Annotated in this window: 11 protein-coding genes and 2 tRNA genes; 9 read left to right on the forward strand and 4 right to left on the reverse strand. The window is 66.8% G+C overall.

Annotated features, from left to right (window positions below; translation table 11 throughout):
• The first annotated feature begins 28 nt into the window (after positions 1-28).
• Positions 29-1,885, forward strand: coding sequence for an ABC transporter substrate-binding protein (locus BLT27_RS10925; protein ID WP_089733788.1), 1,857 nt, complete (start codon positions 29-31; stop codon positions 1,883-1,885).
• 256 nt (positions 1,886-2,141) lie between these two features.
• Here the strand turns inward: BLT27_RS10925 and BLT27_RS10930 are convergent, their stop codons facing one another.
• A complete protein-coding gene (locus BLT27_RS10930) occupies positions 2,142-5,144 on the reverse strand; it encodes a bacterio-opsin activator domain-containing protein (protein ID WP_089733791.1) in 3,003 nt (1,000 codons plus the stop codon).
• Positions 5,145-5,480: 336 nt separating this feature from the next.
• On the opposite strand from BLT27_RS10930, the gene BLT27_RS10935 reads away from it, so the two are divergent.
• A complete protein-coding gene (locus BLT27_RS10935) occupies positions 5,481-5,987 on the forward strand; it encodes a hypothetical protein (protein WP_089733793.1) in 507 nt (168 codons plus the stop codon).
• Between the two features lie 243 nt (positions 5,988-6,230).
• Here the strand turns inward: BLT27_RS10935 and BLT27_RS10940 are convergent.
• From BLT27_RS10940 to BLT27_RS10950, 3 genes are all read right to left on the reverse strand, one after another.
• Positions 6,231-6,303: transfer RNA gene (locus tag BLT27_RS10940), tRNA-Asp, on the reverse strand.
• A gap of 68 nt (positions 6,304-6,371) precedes the next feature.
• Positions 6,372-6,791, reverse strand: a complete 420-nt coding sequence (locus BLT27_RS19765; protein WP_089733795.1) for a group I intron-associated PD-(D/E)XK endonuclease — start codon at positions 6,789-6,791, stop codon at positions 6,372-6,374.
• Positions 6,792-7,080: 289 nt separating this feature from the next.
• Positions 7,081-7,153 (reverse strand) — tRNA-Asp (locus BLT27_RS10950).
• Between the two features lie 277 nt (positions 7,154-7,430).
• On the opposite strand from BLT27_RS10950, the gene BLT27_RS10955 reads away from it, so the two are divergent.
• From BLT27_RS10955 to BLT27_RS10985, 7 genes are all read left to right on the forward strand, one after another.
• Positions 7,431-7,658, forward strand: a complete 228-nt coding sequence (locus BLT27_RS10955) for a DNA-directed RNA polymerase subunit H (protein WP_089733797.1) — start codon at positions 7,431-7,433, stop codon at positions 7,656-7,658.
• A 4-nt stretch (positions 7,659-7,662) separates the two neighbouring features.
• Complete coding sequence (locus BLT27_RS10960; RefSeq protein WP_089733800.1) at positions 7,663-9,228, forward strand: DNA-directed RNA polymerase subunit B''; 1,566 nt, start codon at positions 7,663-7,665, stop codon at positions 9,226-9,228.
• A 3-nt stretch (positions 9,229-9,231) separates the two neighbouring features.
• Positions 9,232-11,061 (forward strand): DNA-directed RNA polymerase subunit B, encoded by a 1,830-nt coding sequence (rpoB, locus tag BLT27_RS10965; protein ID WP_089733802.1) that lies wholly within the window; start codon positions 9,232-9,234, stop codon positions 11,059-11,061.
• Position 11,062: 1 nt separating this feature from the next.
• Positions 11,063-13,993, forward strand: coding sequence for a DNA-directed RNA polymerase subunit A' (locus BLT27_RS10970; protein ID WP_089733805.1), 2,931 nt, complete (start codon positions 11,063-11,065; stop codon positions 13,991-13,993).
• Between the two features lie 47 nt (positions 13,994-14,040).
• Positions 14,041-15,243, forward strand: coding sequence for a DNA-directed RNA polymerase subunit A'' (gene rpoA2, locus BLT27_RS10975; protein WP_089733806.1), 1,203 nt, complete (start codon positions 14,041-14,043; stop codon positions 15,241-15,243).
• Positions 15,243-15,662 carry a NusA-like transcription termination signal-binding factor gene (locus BLT27_RS10980; RefSeq protein ID WP_089733809.1) on the forward strand — a complete coding sequence of 140 codons (420 nt, stop codon included), beginning with the start codon at positions 15,243-15,245 and terminating at the stop codon, positions 15,660-15,662. Before rpoA2 ends, BLT27_RS10980 begins: the two co-directional genes overlap by 1 nt.
• Positions 15,663-15,904: 242 nt before the next feature.
• Positions 15,905-17,533 (forward strand): globin-coupled sensor protein, encoded by a 1,629-nt coding sequence (locus BLT27_RS10985; protein WP_089733812.1) that lies wholly within the window; start codon positions 15,905-15,907, stop codon positions 17,531-17,533.
• The last annotated feature ends 76 nt before the right edge of the window (positions 17,534-17,609 follow it).

Raw genomic sequence — 17,609 nt, forward strand, 5'->3', positions numbered from 1 at the left:
TGACACGAAAGGCCGAACCGGTGGGTGTATGTCAGACGACCAGTCCCTCCAGCGCCGGAGCTTCCTCAAAGCGACCGGCGGTGCGGCGACAGCCCTGGCCCTCGCGGGTTGTACGGGCGACAACAACGACGACGGCACCGACGACCCTGGAACCGACACCGAGGGGACCGACGACCCTGGAACGGGAACCGACGACGACGACGAGGGCTTCGGCGAGAGCGACCGGACCCTCAAGCTCACGAACGCGACGATGAGTACGCTGGACCCCATCGCCTCGACCGACACGGCGAACGGCCGGGTCATCCAGCAGGTGTTCGACGGGCTGATGAACTACCCGAACGGTGAGATCGAGGTCGAGACGCTGCTGGCGACGGACTACGAGGTGTCCGACGACTTCACCACGTACACCTTCAACCTCAAGGAGGACGTCCAGTTCCACAACGGCGACCCCGTCACCGCCTCGGACTTCGTCTACTCCTTCGAGCGGCTCACGGCCTCCTCGAACTCCCGTCGGGCGTACTTCGCCACGTCCGCGATGGGAATCGAACACGAGACGGACAGCGACGGCAACTACGAACCCGGCACGCTCGGCGTCACCGCCGTCGACGAGACGACGCTCGAGGTCCAGCTCTCCGCGCCGTTCCACTCGACGCTTCCGATGCTCGCGTACACGGCCTTCGGCGTGATTCCCGAGGGGTTCGTCGACGACACACCGGGCTACGACGGCGAGATAGGGTACGACGAGTTCGCCCAGACCAACCCGATCAGCGCCGGGCCCTTCACGTTCGAGAGCTGGGAGACGAACACCATGGCGGAGGTCAGCCGCTTCGACGACTACCACGGTGACGGGCCGCTCATCGGTGGCATCCACTGGCAGATAATCACCGACAGCGACGCGCGGTACAACTACGGTCAGAACAAGAACGCGGACCTCCCGCCGATGCCGACCTCGAAGTACGACCCGAGCAAGGTCACCATCGAGGAGGAGGACGACCTCGGACGCCAGCGCGGGACCTACGGCCCGATGCAGAACGGCGAGACGGCCGAGTACGCCGCCGTCCCGACCATCAACACGTACTACATCGGTCTGAACGCCAAGAACGTGCCAAAGCCCGTCCGGCAGGCCATCGCGTACGCGATGAACCAGCACGAGGGCGTCGAGCAGGTGTTCAAGGGACGTGGCGAGCCCGCGTACCACTTCAGCCCGCCGCGTATCTACCCCGGCGGGACCAGCGCGTACGACGAACACGCCGAGCAGAACTACCCCTACGGCTACGGCGAGTCGCGCCTCGACGACGCACAACAGGTGATGGAGGACGCCGGGTACGGCCCCAACAACGAGTACGATATCACGTTCACCACCTACACGTCCCCGACGTGGCAGGGCCTCGGGACGATACTCCGGGACAAGCTCGTCAACGCCCACGTCAACATGAACCTCGAGGAGGCGCCGTTCTCGACGCTGCTCAACCGCGGCCGCAACGGGAACCTCTCCGCCTACTCGCTCGGGTGGGTGATGGACTGGCCCGCGCCGGACAACTTCTTCGGCCAGCTCGTCCCGGAACTCACGGACACCGACCGCGAGGGTGGTGCCCGCGGTGCCTACCTCGACTGGGACGACGTGGAAGACGGCGCTGTCGACCAGATGAGCAGCGCCTGGGAGACCGTCCAGAACAACCAGGCACCCACCGAAGACGACGCCGCGACCCGCGGTGAGGCGTACGTCCAGATGGAGGAGGCGATGTGGGAGGACATGATACTCCTGCCCTGCTACCACCGGACGGACGAGCGCTTCGCGTACGACTGGGTCGACATCGACCCGTACGGCGCGGGTGGCGGCAGCCGACAGAAGTTCAACCAGGTCACCATCGGCGAGCGGAGCTGAACGTCCGCCCTGGCGGTCGTTATAGCCACGTCCGCCGACACCGACTCCGCCGCTCCCTCCTGCCGGCCGGCAGCCACCTCCCGAGCCACGCGACAGCGACGGCTCTCGTCGGATAGTGCTTCAGGAAGGGGGTTGGGGGGAGTATGGGGGGGGGTGGCGACAGCGGTTCGCTGCTGATTCGCCGACTAACCGTAGGGATGCAACGGAATTAACAGTTTATTCTAATCTGTTAGTGCACTCCTTCGACCGACACTAATCAGTTAGAGCCAGACCCGAACACCCCGCTCACCAGCTTCCGTTCGGCCGCACGCAGGTGGTAGTGGTAGGTCGGCGGCGTCACGTCGAGCGCTTCGGCGAGCACTTCCCCGTTCACCTCGCGGGGCCACTCGTAGAAACCGGCGTAGTAGGCGCTCTGTAACGCCTCGAACTGCCGCTCCGTCAGCTCGCCCTCGACCCAGGACCGATGGGTCCGGTGCTGGCGGTTCGCCTGACTCGTCTCCCGCCGGGCCGCGAGCTCCGTCGTCGGGTAGGACTCGCTCAGGTCGTTCCACAACCCACGGGTGTCACCGCCCTGTGGCAGCTCGACGACCAACGAGACGACACCGTCCGTGGCTGACAGCGACTGGATCGTCCCGTCGTACTCGCGGAGCAGCTCGAACAGCCGTGGCTCCGTCAGGCGCAGCTCGAACAGCGCCGTCTCGCCGTCCTCGTTGATGCAGGCCACCGACGGCACCGACGACCAGTCCGCGAGCGTGGACTCGACGAGCGCCGGGTCGATACCCTCGGTCCGGACGAAACAGAGGTGGGTGCCGTCGGGCCGGGCGACGGAGCCATCGAGCCGAATCGTCCCGCCGACGGCCGCCGACAGCCGCGAGAACGTGAACCGCTCGTCGGCCACGTCGAACTCCAGCTCGACGACGCTGTCCGTGACGAGCGCCCGCGTCCGCTCGACCGCGTGGATGGCGTGCCCGATGGTCTCACCCAGCTCGCCGAGCACCGCCAGCTCCTGTTCGGTCACCGTCTCTGGCGTCGCGACGTGCAACACGAGGACGCTGTAGACGCGCTCGTTGTCGACCAGCGGCACCGCGACGACCGTCTGGAAGCCGTACGTGAGCGCCTCCGTCCGGCGTTCGCTCCACTCGTCCGTCAGCACGTCTTCGACGACGACAACCTCCTGCGTGTCGGCGGCCCGCCGGACGAGGTCCCCCTCCGGCGTCGGGTCGTCGACGTCGTCGTCTATCCGGTCGACGTAGTCCGCGTCGGTGTTCGACCAGGCGAGCGGTGTCATCGCGCCGTTCGGGCCCTCCGCCTCGGCGACCCAGACGGCGACGTACGGCTCTGCCTCGGCCAGCCGGTCACAGACCGCCTGCTCTATTTCCCGTCGGGTCGACGCCTGTGCGACCGCACGGTTCACGTCCCGGACTATCTTGTTCGTGTGGTTCAGCTTCCGCAGCTCCTCGTTCTGCTGGGTCAGCCGGCTGTCGTGGTCGCGGAGCAGCTGCTCGCGCTCGGCCCGGTCCATCGCCGCCTCGGTGTTCGCCGCGAGGATGTGCAACAGCTCGACGGTCGGCTCTTCGAACCCCTCGACGGCGTCCGAGACGGCCACCAGCGCGCCGTGGGTCCCGAGCGGGATCACCAGCTGACTCTCGACCACGTCGTCCAGTCCGCCCGGCTCGTCCGCCACGTCCGGGAAGTACCGCGACTCCCCCTCGCTGAACGTCTCCCAGACGTAGCCCGCCCCGCGCTCGACCGTCGGCGGTGACCCCAGCAGGTCGCTCGTGCTCGGGGTCGTCGCCGCGGGTTCGAGCTCGCCGGTGTCGCTCTCGAACGTGTAGACGACGAGCGCACTCAGCCCCAGCAGGTCCGCCGCGGTCTCCGCAGCGGTCTCGCAGATGTCCGCCCGCGTCTCCGCACGCATCAGGTCCCGAGAGGTCTCGTGGAGCGTGTCCAGCGTCTCCTCGTAGCGCTTGCGTTCAGTCACGTCCGTCGCCACCGTCAGCACCGCCCGCTCCCCCTCGTACTCGATGGCCCGCGAGGTCATCTCGACGTGGACGACCGACCCGTCGCGTCCGACGATCCGTCGCTCCCGGCGTGTCGGCTCCGCCTCCCCGGCCAGAGTCTGTGCCATGGCCGTCGTGACGGCCGCTTCGTCCTCCGGATGCAACAGCGACGCCAGGTCGGACCCGAGCAGCTCCGTCGCGTCGGCGGCCCCGACGAGCGAGACGAACGCCGGGTTCGTGTAGACGAGGTCGCCGTCTCTGTGCACGACGACCGCGCTCGGTGAGACCTCGACCAGCGTTCGGTACCGCTCGCTGCTCTCCTGGCGCTCGCCCTCGATGACGTTGCGCTCGATGGCGCTCGCGAGCACCGTCGCCACGTTCTGGAGGAACGTCACGTCGTCCTGCGTGAACCGCCGATGCGTCCGCGCGTGTGCCTCGAGCACCCCCCAGTCGGAGCCACGCAGGCCGACCGTCGCACACGCACCGCTCCGGAGCTCCTCCACCTCGGCCGCGTCGCTCGTATCGAACCGGTCCTCCGAGGGAACGTCGTCGACGACCACGACCGGCTTGCCGTCGCCGACCGCGTACTGTGCCTGGCCCGACGGCGGCGCGTCCGGCCGCCACCCGACGGCCGCCTCCGTGCCGAGTTCCGCGGCCGACTCCGGGAGCGAGAGGATACGAACGTGGCTCACGTCGAGCGCCCGCGCGACCCGGCGGACCGTCGTCTCGAACAGCACCTCGAGCTGTGGCTCGTTCAGCGCCTGCTGGCCGATGGCCGCCACCGCCTCCTGCTGGCGGACCCGGTCCTGCAGGGCGCTCTGGGTCCGGTACTGCGCCACCGCGTTCCGTATCTGGTTCCCCAGCAACGCGTATCGCTCGCGACCCGGCTTCTTCTGCAGGTACTGGGTCACGCCCGCCGCGATGGCGTCGCTCGCAATCTCCTCGCTCCCCTTCCCCGTGAACAGTACGAACGGCAGCCGGTCGTCCCGCTCCCGCACCGCCTCCAGCAGTGCCAGCCCGTCCATCTCCGGCATGTCGTAGTCGCTGACGATACAGTCCACCTGGCGTCCGGGGTCCTCGACGACCTCGATCGCCGCACGCCCGTTCGGGACGATCGTCACCGAGATGCTCTCGTCGGCCCGCTCCAGCATCGTCTTCGAGACACCGGCGAAATCCGCGTCGTTGTCGACGAACAGCACCGACACCGCCTCGACGGTCGGCGTCCGCGACATCCCCTCGCCGAGCCCGTCTCCTGACATACCGGCCGTTACGTCCCCCGGGTACTAAACGATTAGAGTCAACTGTCCGGGGGGTCGTCCGACCGCTGTCGACGGTAGATACCCGCCAAAAAGGACAAAATGTAAACACTCTTGTGGCGGCTTCCGAAATCCGGTTCGCATGCGACGACGGACCTACCTGACTGCGAGTACTCTCTCCCTGACTGCACTCGCCGGCTGTACCGGCATACTCGGTGGGGGCAGCGACAGCGATGTCGGTGACGACCCCGAGGCGACGTTGCGTGCGTATCTCCGGGCATCCGTGGACAGAGAGAGACAGACCGGGCCCTCGAACTTGTACACTCCGACGGGCCAACGATGGAGCGTGCCAAAGAGGGCCAGACATCAGATGGATACCAGAATATCGACCTCACCATCGAAGAGACCGAGGTCAGGACCCAGGAAGACGACACTGCGCTGGTCATCGTTGAGTACACCCTGTCCGACCAAGAGGGTAACTCCCGAACCGACAGAGTCGAGTACGAACTCCGGACAGAGAACGGAAACTGGCGGGTATGGGACGCCGGGTCCCCTGGAGACCCAGCTCCCAGCGTCGCGTTCGACTACACCGACAATCCCGAGGATGATACCGTTACCATCATCCACGGTGGTGGCGACACCCTCCAACAACCCGATCGAATCACAGTCCGGGTTGAGGGCTCACCACGTGGCACGCTCGACGAAATCATCGGTTCACCCATCGCCCCCGGCGACTCCGGAACTATCTCCGTCCCCGAAGACACGGAGGGCAGCCTGGGACTGTACTGGGACAACGGCGAACGGTCCCAGCAAATTGGAGTCCACACGTACGATGTCGAAGGCTGACTGTCGTCTGGTCGCTCTCTGAGTGCAGCCTCGAACGCTCGACAACCGATATTCGCCAGTAGAAAGACTCCCGCTGCGGTCCCTCTCCCCGTCACGGAGTTCCTCGCGGAAGCGCCCGAGGCGGGATTTGAACCTCACTCGTTCCGCTTCGCTCCACTCGCTGCTTCAAATCCCTGCGGGGCGATTCGCTGGCGCAGACTCACTCGTCGCTGGCGCTCTTCGTTCGGTTGCGCCAGCAGAATACGCCCGAGGCGGGATTTGAACCCGCGTCACGACCGTGACAGGGTCGTATGATGGGCCACTACACCACCCGGGCTTTCGAACGCGTCTCCTCGTTCCTGCTGGACTTATTAATCGGTGTCGATTCGGAACGACGCCCGACTCTCACTCGAACCGTTCCGTCAGGCGGTGCTCGCTGGCCCAGTTCACTCGGGAGCGCGGTGCCTCGGGGTGCGGGTCCTCAACCCGGAGTCGCATCTCGCCGGTCCCTGTCTCCGCCATCGGAACCCAGTAAGCTCCATCGGTCTCCGGTGCGTAGACCGCGAACGCGTCGACCTCCTCCGCCGTGTAGTCGGCGTCGACCCGTTCACCATCGGCGACAGTCGAGCTGTAGAGCTTGAACTGCACCGTCCCGTTCACCCAGCTTCCCGTCTTGCACTGTACGCGGAACAGGTACCCGTCGTCGTCGACCAGCAGGTCGTACCGGTCGCTATCCCCGAACGGGACGGAGACGGAACAGCCACAGTCGAGCAGTCTGGCGAGGAGAATCGCTTCGGTCTCGTCACCGCGTCGAGAGGGGTTCACGTCGACGTTGAGACGGCTTCTGGTTTGAACTGTTGGACGATGGTCGACGACGGGGGGGTCGCTCGTGAACGAATATTCGCAGAAGCGCCCGAGGTGATTCGCTGGCACAGACCTACTCGTCGCTAGCGCTCCACACTCACGTTGTCTGCTGAGAAAGCGCCCGAGGCGGGATTTGAACCTCACTCGTTCCGCCGTCGCTCCACTCGCTGCTTCAAATCCCTGCGGGGCGATTCGCTGGCGCAGACTCACTCGTCGCTAGCGCTCCTCGTTCGGTTACGCCAGCAGAATACGCCCGAGGCGGGATTTGAACCCGCGTCACGACCGTGACAGGGTCGTATGATGGGCCACTACACCACCCGGGCTTCACCCCTACGTACCCGGGTTGTACGCTTAAGGCTTTCCAATCGGAAGGCGTGTGCGTGTGTCCACCGCGGCACAAACGCTTTAGGGTCGTAGCGCAATCGTCAGGACGAAACTGAAATCGTTCACGTCGTCCCGACCGCGGGTTCGTACCCGCCGCCGAGGCGGGCACCAGTAGCGAACGCTCCCGTACGTACTTGGCAAACGTTAAATGCCTCCCGCCGGTAGTGCCCTGTAGTATCTCGTGACAGCAGCTTCTCTCTCCGGTCAGACACAACCATGGTAGACGTAAGCCAACACGAACTCGTGCCCGAGCACGTCGTCCTCGACGAGGACGAACTGCAGGACGTGCTCGACGAGTATGACATCGACAGGACGGACCTTCCGAAGATCAAACGCACCGACCCGGCGCTGCCCGACGAGGCAGAGATGGGTAACGTGGTGAAGATCATCCGAGAATCACGAACGACAGACACAGCGGTCGTGTACAGACTCGTGGTGGACTGACAGAATGGAAAGAGCAAACCGACGCGCGATTTCGCGTGAGTACTTCTCGAAGGACAGACTCGCAGAACACCACTTCCGCTCGTTCAACGCGTTCCTGACCCGTGGGATGCAACGCGTCGTGGACGAGAAGGAGACCATCGACACGGACATCGGCGACAAGGAGGGCGAGGAGCCGGTCCACGTCGAGCTGGGCGACGTCCGCGTCGTCACCCCGCGCGTGCGGGAGGCAGACGGTTCCGAGGAACTGCTCTACCCGCAGGAGGCACGCCTCCGGAACATCACGTACTCCGCGCCCGTCTTCATGGAGATGTCCATCGTGAAGGGCGAGGAGGGCGAGGAGCGGGTCGTCGACTCCACCGAGACCAAGATCGGCCGGATGCCCATCATGGTCGGCTCGGAGAAGTGCAACATCGCTGGCTTCTCGGACGAGGAGCTCATCGAGATCGGCGAGGACCCCGCCGACCCCGGTGGCTACTTCATCGTCAACGGCTCCGAGCGCGTGCTGATGACGAGCGAGGACCTCGCGCCGAACAAGATCCTCGCGGAGTACGACACGAAGTACGGCGACGAGATCCAGGTCGCGAAGACGTTCAGCCAGCGACGAGGGTACCGCGCCCTCGTGCTGACCGAGCGTAACCGCGAAGGGCTGCTCGAAGTGTCCTTCCCGTCGGTCTCGGGGAGCATCAACTTCGTCACGCTCGTGCGCGCACTCGGCCTGGAGTCGGACGAGGAGATCGTCCACCGGGTCAGCGACGACCCCGAGGTCGTCAAGTACATGCTGGAGAACCTGGAGGCCGCCGAGGTCCAGAGCCAGGAGGAAGCTATCGAGACGCTCGGCAAGCGCGTCGCCTCCGGCCAGGGGAAGAACTACCAGCTCAAGCGCGCGAACTACGTCATCGACCGGTACCTCCTGCCGCACCTCCACGAGGAGGGCGTCGAGGAGGAGGACGTCCGCATCAACAAGGCGTACTACCTCTGCCGGATGGCCGAGGCGTGCTTCGAACTCGCGCTCGGACGGCGCGAGTCCGACGACAAGGACCACTACGCCAACAAGCGTCTGAAGGTCTCTGGCGACCTGATGAAGGACCTGTTCCGGACGGCGCTGAACAAGCTGGCACGCGACGTGAAGTACCAGCTCGAGCGCGCCAACATGCGCAACCGGCAGCTCTCGGTCAGCACGGTCGTCCGTTCGGACGTGCTCACCGAGCGCCTGGAGCACCCCATCGCGACGGGGAACTGGGTCGGTGGCCGCTCCGGCGTGAGCCAGCTGGTCGACCGGACGGACTTCATGGGCGTGCTCAGCCACCTGCGCCGGCTGCGATCGCCGCTCTCCCGCTCGCAGCCCCACTTCGAGGCGCGTGACCTGCACGCGACCCAGTGGGGCCGTATCTGCCCCTCCGAGACGCCCGAGGGGCCGAACTGTGGGCTGGTGAAGAACTTCGCCCAGGCGATGGAGCTGTCGCAGAACATCGAGGACGAACAGGGATTGAAACGAGAACTGGCGTCGATGGGGGTCAAGGGTATCCCCGGGCTCGAAGGACAGGGCCAGGAAACACCCGCGGACGACTAACACATGGCAAGTCAACAGCGCGAAGCGAAGGTATACGTCAACGGTAGTCTGGTCGGGACACACCCCGAGCCGCACGAGCTCGCGGAGCAGATCCGCGAGGCGCGTCGGCTGGGCGAGGTGAGCGAGATGGTGAACGTCTCGGTGAAGGACCGCACCCGCGAGGTCATCGTCAACGCCGACGCCGGCCGGGCACGCCGCCCGCTGCTGGTCGTCGAGAACGGCGAGCCCCGCATCTCCCAGGAGGAGATCGAGGCGGTCCGCGACGGCGAACTGGAGTTCGACGACCTCGTCGAGCACGGCCACGTCGAGTTCATCGACGCCGAGGAGGAGGAGGACATCTACGTCGCCGTCGACCGGGAGGACCTCACCGAGGACCACACGCACCTCGAGGTCGACCCGCAGCTCATCTTCGGTATCGGTGCGGGCATGATTCCGTACCCGGAGCACAACGCGTCGCCGCGTATTACGATGGGTGCAGGGATGATCAAGCAGTCGCTCGGGCTGCCGAGCGCGAACTACCGCATCCGGCCGGACACGCGCCAGCACCTGCTGCACTACCCGCAGCTCTCGATGGTCAAGACCCAGACCACGGAGCAGATCGGCTACGACGAGCGCCCCGCGGCGCAGAACTTCGTCGTCGCCGTCATGAGCTACGAGGGGTTCAACATCGAGGACGCACTCGTGCTCAACCAGGGGTCGGTCGACCGCGCACTCGCCCGCTCGCACTTCTTCCGGACGTACGAGGGCGAGGAGCGGCGCTACCCCGGCGGGCAGGAGGACCGCTTCGAGATTCCGAGCCAGGACGTGCGCGGTGCGCGGGGCGAGGACGCGTACACGCACCTCGACGAGGACGGCCTGGTCAACCCGGAGACGCGCGTCGGCGAGAACGACGTGCTGCTCGGGAAGACCTCGCCGCCGCGGTTCCTGGAGGAGCCCGACGACATGGGCGGCCTCTCCCCGCAGAAGCGACGTGAGACGAGCGTGACGATGCGCTCCGGCGAGTCCGGGGTCGTCGACACGGTCACACTGATGGAGGGCGAGGACGGCTCGAAGCTCTCGAAGGTCTCCGTCCGCGACGAGCGCATCCCGGAGATGGGCGACAAGTTCGCGTCACGGCACGGCCAGAAGGGTGTCGTCGGCCACATCGCACCCCAGGAGGACATGCCCTTCACGCAGGAGGGTGTCGTCCCGGACCTCATCGTCAACCCGCACGCGCTGCCGTCGCGGATGACGGTCGGCCACGTGCTGGAGATGCTGGGCGGCAAGATCGGTGCGCTGGAGGGTCGCCGTGTTGACGGGACGCCCTTCACGGGCGAGAACGAGGACGAGCTCCGCGGCGGACTCGAGGAGGCCGGCTTCAAGTCCTCGGGTAAGGAGACCCTCTACTCCGGCGTCACCGGGGAGAAGATCGACGCCGAGATCTTCGTCGGGGTCATCTTCTACCAGAAGCTGTACCACATGGTCTCGAACAAGCTGCACGCCCGTTCGCGCGGGCCGGTGCAGGTGCTCACGCGCCAGCCGACCGAGGGGCGTGCCCGCGAGGGTGGCCTCCGTGTCGGGGAGATGGAGCGCGACGTGCTCATCGGGCACGGTGCGGCGATGGCGCTCAAGGAGCGCCTGCTCGACGAGTCCGACCGCGAGTTCATCCACGTCTGCGGCCAGTGTGGGATGAGCGCGGTCGAGAACGTCGACCAGCGTCGGGTTTACTGCCCGAACTGTGGCGAGGAGACCGACATTCACGAGATAGAGATGAGCTACGCCTTCAAGCTCCTGCTCGACGAGATGAAGGCACTCGGCATCGCGCCGCGACTCGAACTGGAGGACGCAGTCTAACATGGCAAGCTCACAGACACCAAAGGAGATCGGCGAGATCGACTTCGGGCTGATGGACCCGGAGGAGTACCGCGACATGTCCGCCACGAAGATAATCACGGCGGACACGTACGACGACGACGGCTTCCCCATCGACATGGGGCTGATGGACCCGCGCCTGGGCGTCATCGACCCCGGGCTGGAGTGCAAGACCTGCGGCCAGCACTCGGGGTCGTGCAACGGGCACTTCGGCCACATCGAACTGGCCGCGCCCGTCATCCACGTCGGCTTCACGAAGCTCATCCGGCGACTGCTCCGTGGCACCTGCCGCGAGTGCGCCCGGCTCTGTCTCACCGAGGACGAGCGCGATGAGTTCCGCGGCCAGCTCGACCAGACGCGCAAGCTCGGTCGTGACCTCAACGACGTGACGAAGGCGGCCATCCGCCAGGCCCGGAAGAAGGACCGCTGTCCGTTCTGTGGCGAGGGCCAGTTCGACATCCAGCACGAGAAGCCGACGACGTACTACGAGGTCCAGCAGGTGCTGACCTCGGAGTACTCCCAGCGCATCGCGGCCGCGATGCAGCCGGACGACGACGACGACGAGCCGATGGGACGCGAGGCGCTCGCCAACGAGACGGGCATCGAGCTCTCCCGGGTCAACCAGATCCTCTCGGGCGAGTTCCGCCCGCGCGAGTCCGACCGGAAGGCGCTGGAGAAGGCGCTCGACATCGACCTCACGGAGGAGGACATGAACAAGCTGATGCCCTCGGACATCCGCGACTGGTTCGAGGACATCCCGGACGAGGACATCGAGGTGCTCGGCATCTCCGCCGACAAGTCCCGGCCGGAGTGGATGATACTGACCGTGCTGCCGGTCCCGCCGGTGACGGCGCGTCCCTCCATCACGCTGGACAACGGCCAGCGCTCCGAGGACGACCTGACCCACAAGCTGGTCGACATCATCCGCATCAACCAGCGGTTCATGGAGAACCGCGAGGCGGGCGCACCCCAGCTCATCATCGAGGACCTCTGGGAGCTCCTGCAGTACCACGTCACGACGTTCATGGACAACGAGATATCGGGCACGCCGCCGGCGCGACACCGCTCCGGCCGCCCACTGAAGACACTCTCCCAGCGCCTGAAGGGCAAGGAGGGTCGCTTCCGTGGCTCGCTGTCCGGCAAGCGCGTGAACTTCTCCGCACGGACCGTCATCAGCCCGGACCCGACGCTCTCGCTGAACGAGGTCGGTGTGCCAGACCGGGTCGCGACGGAGATGACCCAGACGATGAACGTCACCGAGCGGAACCTGGAGGACGCCCGGCGCTACGTCAGCAACGGGCCCGAGGGACACCCCGGCGCGAACTACGTTCGACGCCCGGACGGTCGCCGCCTGAAGGTGACCGAGAAGAACTGCGAGGAGCTCGCCGAGAAGGTCGAGGCCGGCTGGGAGGTCAACCGGCACCTCATCGACGGCGACATCGTCGTGTTCAACCGGCAGCCCTCGCTGCACCGGATGTCCATCATGGCCCACGAGGTCGTGGTGATGCCGTACAAGACGTTCCGCCTGAACACCGTCGTCTGCCCGCCGTACAACGCCGACTTCGACGGTGACGAGATGAACATGCACGCCCTGCAGAACGAGGAGGCACGCGCCGAGGCGCGCGTCCTCATGCGCGTGCAGGAGCAGATCCTGAGCCCCCGCATGGGCGAGAACATCATCGGGGCCATCCAGGACCACATCAGTGGGACGTACCTGCTGACCCACGACAATCCCCACTTCAACGAGACGCAGGCGCTCGACCTGCTCCGGGCGACCCGCATCGACGAGCTGCCCGAGGAGGCAGGCACCGAAGACGGCCGGCCGTACTGGACCGGTCGCCAGCTGTTCTCCGAGCTGCTGCCAGACGACCTGAACCTGGAGTTCCAGTCGAACACCGGGGACACGGTCGTCATCGAGGACGGCCAGCTCCTCGAGGGCACCATCGACGAGGACGGCGTCGGCGCGTTCGGCGGCGAGGTCGTCGACACGCTCGCGAAGGTGTACGGCGAGACGCGCGCCCGCATCTTCATCAACGAGGTCGCGACGCTCGCGATGCGTTCGATCATGCACTTCGGGTTCTCCATCGGCATCGACGACGAGACCATCCCGGGGGCGGCCCAGGACCGCATCGACGAGACGATCGGCGACGCCTACGACCGCGTGCAGGAGCTCATCGAGACGTACGAGGCGGGCGAGCTCGAGTCCCTGCCCGGTCGGACCGTCGACGAGACGCTTGAGATGAAGATCATGCAGACGCTCGGCAAGGCGCGTGACAACGCCGGCGACATCGCCGAAGAGCACTTCGAGGACGACAACCCGGCGGTCGTCATGGCCAACTCCGGTGCGCGTGGCTCGATGCTCAACCTGACTCAGATGGCCGGCTGTGTCGGCCAGCAGGCGGTCCGTGGCACCCGCATCAACCGCGGCTACGAGGACCGCACCCTGAGCCACTACAAGCCGGACGACCTCTCCGCGGAGGCACACGGCTTCGTCGAGCACTCCTACACGGGCGGCCTCACCCCGCGGGAGTTCTTCTTCCACGCGATGGGTGGCCGCGAGGGCCTGGTCGACACGGCAGTCCGTACCTCGAAGTCCGGCTACCTGCAGCGCCGGCTCATCAACGCGCTCTCCGAGCTGGAGACGCAGTACGACGGGACGGTGCGCGATACGAGCGACACCATCGTCCAGTTCGAGTTCGGGGAGGACGGCACGTCCCCGACGAAGGTCGCCTACGACGACGACCACGGCATCGACGTGGACCAGATCGCCGACCGCGTCCTCGAGGCGGAGTTCGAGAGCGACGACTCGAAGGCGGAGTTCCTGGGCGACAAGGCCCGGCCGACGAACCTCTCCGAGCACGGGGAGGCACGTCGGAACCCCGACATCCTCTCGGAGGTGGAGTCCGATGATTGAACTCCGTTCAATCAGGCTCACAGCCGAGCTTCGCTCGGAGGTGAAGGATGACTGAGTTCGACGTCTCGGCCGACGTCGAGGCGGTCGTCGAGGACACCGAGCTGCCCGAGGAGCTGAAGGCGGAGGTGTACCGGAGCGTCGAGGAGCGCGACGCGTCCGTCGAGCAGGCCGACGAGATCGCTCGCGCCGTCGAGCACCGCTACCTCGACACGCGGGTCGACGCGCTCGACCCCGTCGGCACCGTCAGCGCCCAGTCCATCGGGGAGCCGGGCACGCAGCTGACGATGAACACGTTCCACTACGCGGGCGTCGCGGAGATCGACGTCACCCAGGGCCTGCCCCGGCTCATCGAGCTGGTGGACGCACGGAAGACGCCGGACACGCCGACGATGACCGTCCACCTCGACGACGAGTACGCGGCGGACCGCGAGAAGGCACACGAGGTCGTCTGGAAGATCGAGGCGACGAAGATCCTCGCGCTCGGTGACATCTCGACGAACGTCGCCGACATGCGCGTCCACATCGACCTCAACCCGGACACGCTCCAGGAGCGCTGGCCGACCGTCGACAGCGTCGACGAGATCGCCGGCGAGGTCGCGGGTATCATCGAGGACTCCCTCGGTGTGAAGACGGTCCAGCAGGGCACGAACGTCGAGTTCGGCCCCGAGGAGCCGTCGTACCGCGACCTGCTCCAGCTGGTCGAGGAGCTCCGCGACGTGACGTTCAAGGGCATCGAGGAGGTCTCCCGCGTCGTCATCCGGAAGGAGGAGACCGAGGACGGCGAGGAGTTCGTCCTCTACACCGAGGGCTCCGCGTTCGGCGACGTGCTCTCCATCGAGGGCGTCGACGCCTCGCGGACCACCTGCAACAACATCCACGAGATCCACTCCGAGCTCGGCATCGAGGCGGCCCGCGAGATCATCATCGAGGAGACGAAGACCACCCTCGAAGAGCAGGGGCTGGACGACGTGAACGTCCGCCACCTGATGCTCGTCGCGGACATCATGACCAACCGTGGCGAGATCGAATCCATCGGCAGGCACGGCATCTCCGGCTCGAAGGAGTCCGTCCTCGCGCGTGCGGCGTTCGAGGTCACGGTCAACCACCTGCTCGACGCCGCCATCCACGGCGAGGTGGACGACCTCAACGGCGTCACCGAGAACGTCATCGTCGGCAAGCCCATCAAGCTCGGTACCGGCGACGTGAACCTCAAGATGGGGTCGACGAGCCGGTCCTCGCAAGCCGACTGATGGCGGTCACGCTGACGGACGAGGCGTTGCGTATCCTCGGGCTGTTCGAGGAGGTCACCGAGGCGAGCGGCCGTGACTGTCTGGTCGAGGACGACCGGGTCGTCGTCCTCGTCGCCGCGGGCGATATGGGCCCGGCAATCGGCCCGGCCGGCCAGCACGTCGCCGAGTTCGAGGAGCGCCTCGGCCGCGACGTGAAGCTCGTCGAGGACGCCGACACCGCGGCGGACTTCGTCGCGAACGCGCTCGCCCCGGCGGCGGTGTACCACGTCACCATCAGCGAGAACGGGGACACCGTCGCCTACGCGGAGGTCGACGAGGCCGACACCGGTGTCGCCATCGGCTCGGACGGCCGGAACATCGACACCGCGCGCGAGCTGGCGAAACGACACTTCGACGTGGACGACATCCAGCTGGCGTAGGGTCGACCCGCTCGTTTCTGCTGCTTGGCCTCGGGTGAGCACGGGCGAGTGACGACGGACGGCCGGACGGCCACCGGTCGCTCCCCCCTTCGGACACGCACACGGCGGTCCGGCGAGCAGTCGGCTGGGATGGAGAACTCGCCGCGCCGGACCTGGGACGCCACCCCGTCGCTACGTCACCGATTCCTGCCTGCTGGGAACCACCCCCACCAGATTCTTCCCCCGAACGTCTTCGCCCGGATATGGATCCCTCGAAGGAGTTCGGAATTGGTGGGCTGAACCGGTTCGTGGAGGCGGCTTCGCTCACGGGCGAGATCGGGCTGGACGACGACGAGATAGCCTGGCGAAAGCAGTTCGTGGGCTTCGACGCCGAGGACGAGCGGCGGCTCGACGACCTCGAACCGCTGCTCCGGGCGAACCAGGACGCCATCGCCGACGCGTTCTACGACAACCTGACCGACCACGAGCAGACCCGTGCGGTCATCGAGCGCTCGCCGAAGGGCGTCGAACAGCTCAAGCGCACGCAGAAGGCGTACCTCGTCTCGCTCGCGACCGGCGACTACGACGAGGACTACTTCACGAACCGGGCGCGCATCGGGAAGCTCCACGAGATACTCGACATGCCGCTGAAGCAGTACGTCGGGCAGTACGGGCTCTACTACGACCTCATCCTCTCGCGGGTCGACGAGCGCGTCCAGGGCCAGGTGGTCGACGCCATCGAGGACTGGGTGGACGAGCGCGAAGCGAACGACGGCGGGCTGGAACGCGTCGTCGGCGCGCTCCGGGGCCTCGGCGGCGACGACGAGCCCGAGGGGCTGGACGAGTCGCTGGAGGCCACCGTTCGGGACGCCATCCACGACGGGATGCAGGACGTCCTCGCGGTCCTCCGTATCCTCAACCTCGACCTGCAGGTCGCCAGCGACACGTACGTCGACTCCTACAGCCAGCGCCTGGAACGAGCTATCGACGCCCAGCGCGAGCTCGCGACGGAGGTCGAACAGGAGGTCCAGCCCCCGGTCGTCCAGCTGAAGCGGTCCTCGGCGTCGGTCGCCGAGAGCGCGGCGACCATCCGCGACCACGCCGAGGGCCAGGCCGAGGGCGCGGCCGACGCCGCCGCCGACGTCGAGGAGGTCAGCGCGGCAGCCCAGGAGGTCGCGTCGGTCGCCGACGACGTGCGGGACACGAGCGAGCGCGCGGCCGAGGAGGCGAGCGAGGGCGTCGCGGCGGGTGAGCGCGCGCTCGACGCGCTCGAAGCCGTCGAGGCGACGACCGAGGACCTGCTCGACGCCGCCGAGACCGTCGAGGCCCGCGCCGATGACATCGAGGACGTCGTCGACCGCGTCGAGAACCTGGTCGACCGGACGGCCGTCCTGGCGACGAACGCGAAGGTCGAGGCGAAGCGCGGCGGTGCCGGTGGCCCGGCGGAGACCATCGCGTCGGAGCTGGAGACGTTCGTGAGCCGCACCCGCGACGACATCGACGAGGTCGCCGAGGCCGCCGACGCCCTCCAGCACGAGGCGGCGTCCACCCGCGAGGCGGTCGACGACGCGAACGACAGCGTCCGGGCGGGTCGGGCCGAGGTGGCGGCGGCTGTCGACACCCTCGACGACCTGGAGGGTGTCGTCGACGACGCGGCCCACGGGATGGAGGAGGTCGCGGCCGCCGCCGACCAGCAGGCCCGGAGCATCGTCGAGATCTCCGAGACCGTCGAGTCGCTCGCGAACGCCGCCGAGTCGGTGGCCTCGGAGGCACAGTCGGTCGCGAGCGCGAGCGAGGAGCAGGCCGCCAGCGCCAGACACGTGGCCGAGGCCGTCGAGAAGCTGTCGACCGACCCCATCGAGGAGCAGGTGCCCGTGTACGAGCAGGTCTGAGCCGACCGGCTCCCCGAGTCGGCGGTTCGCCGGCGCAGTCGGGTCCACCGCCGCGGCAATCCTCTTGTGTCGAGCG

It is taken from the genome of Haloarchaeobius iranensis, assembly GCF_900103505.1.
Taxonomy (GTDB): domain Archaea; phylum Halobacteriota; class Halobacteria; order Halobacteriales; family Natrialbaceae; genus Haloarchaeobius; species Haloarchaeobius iranensis.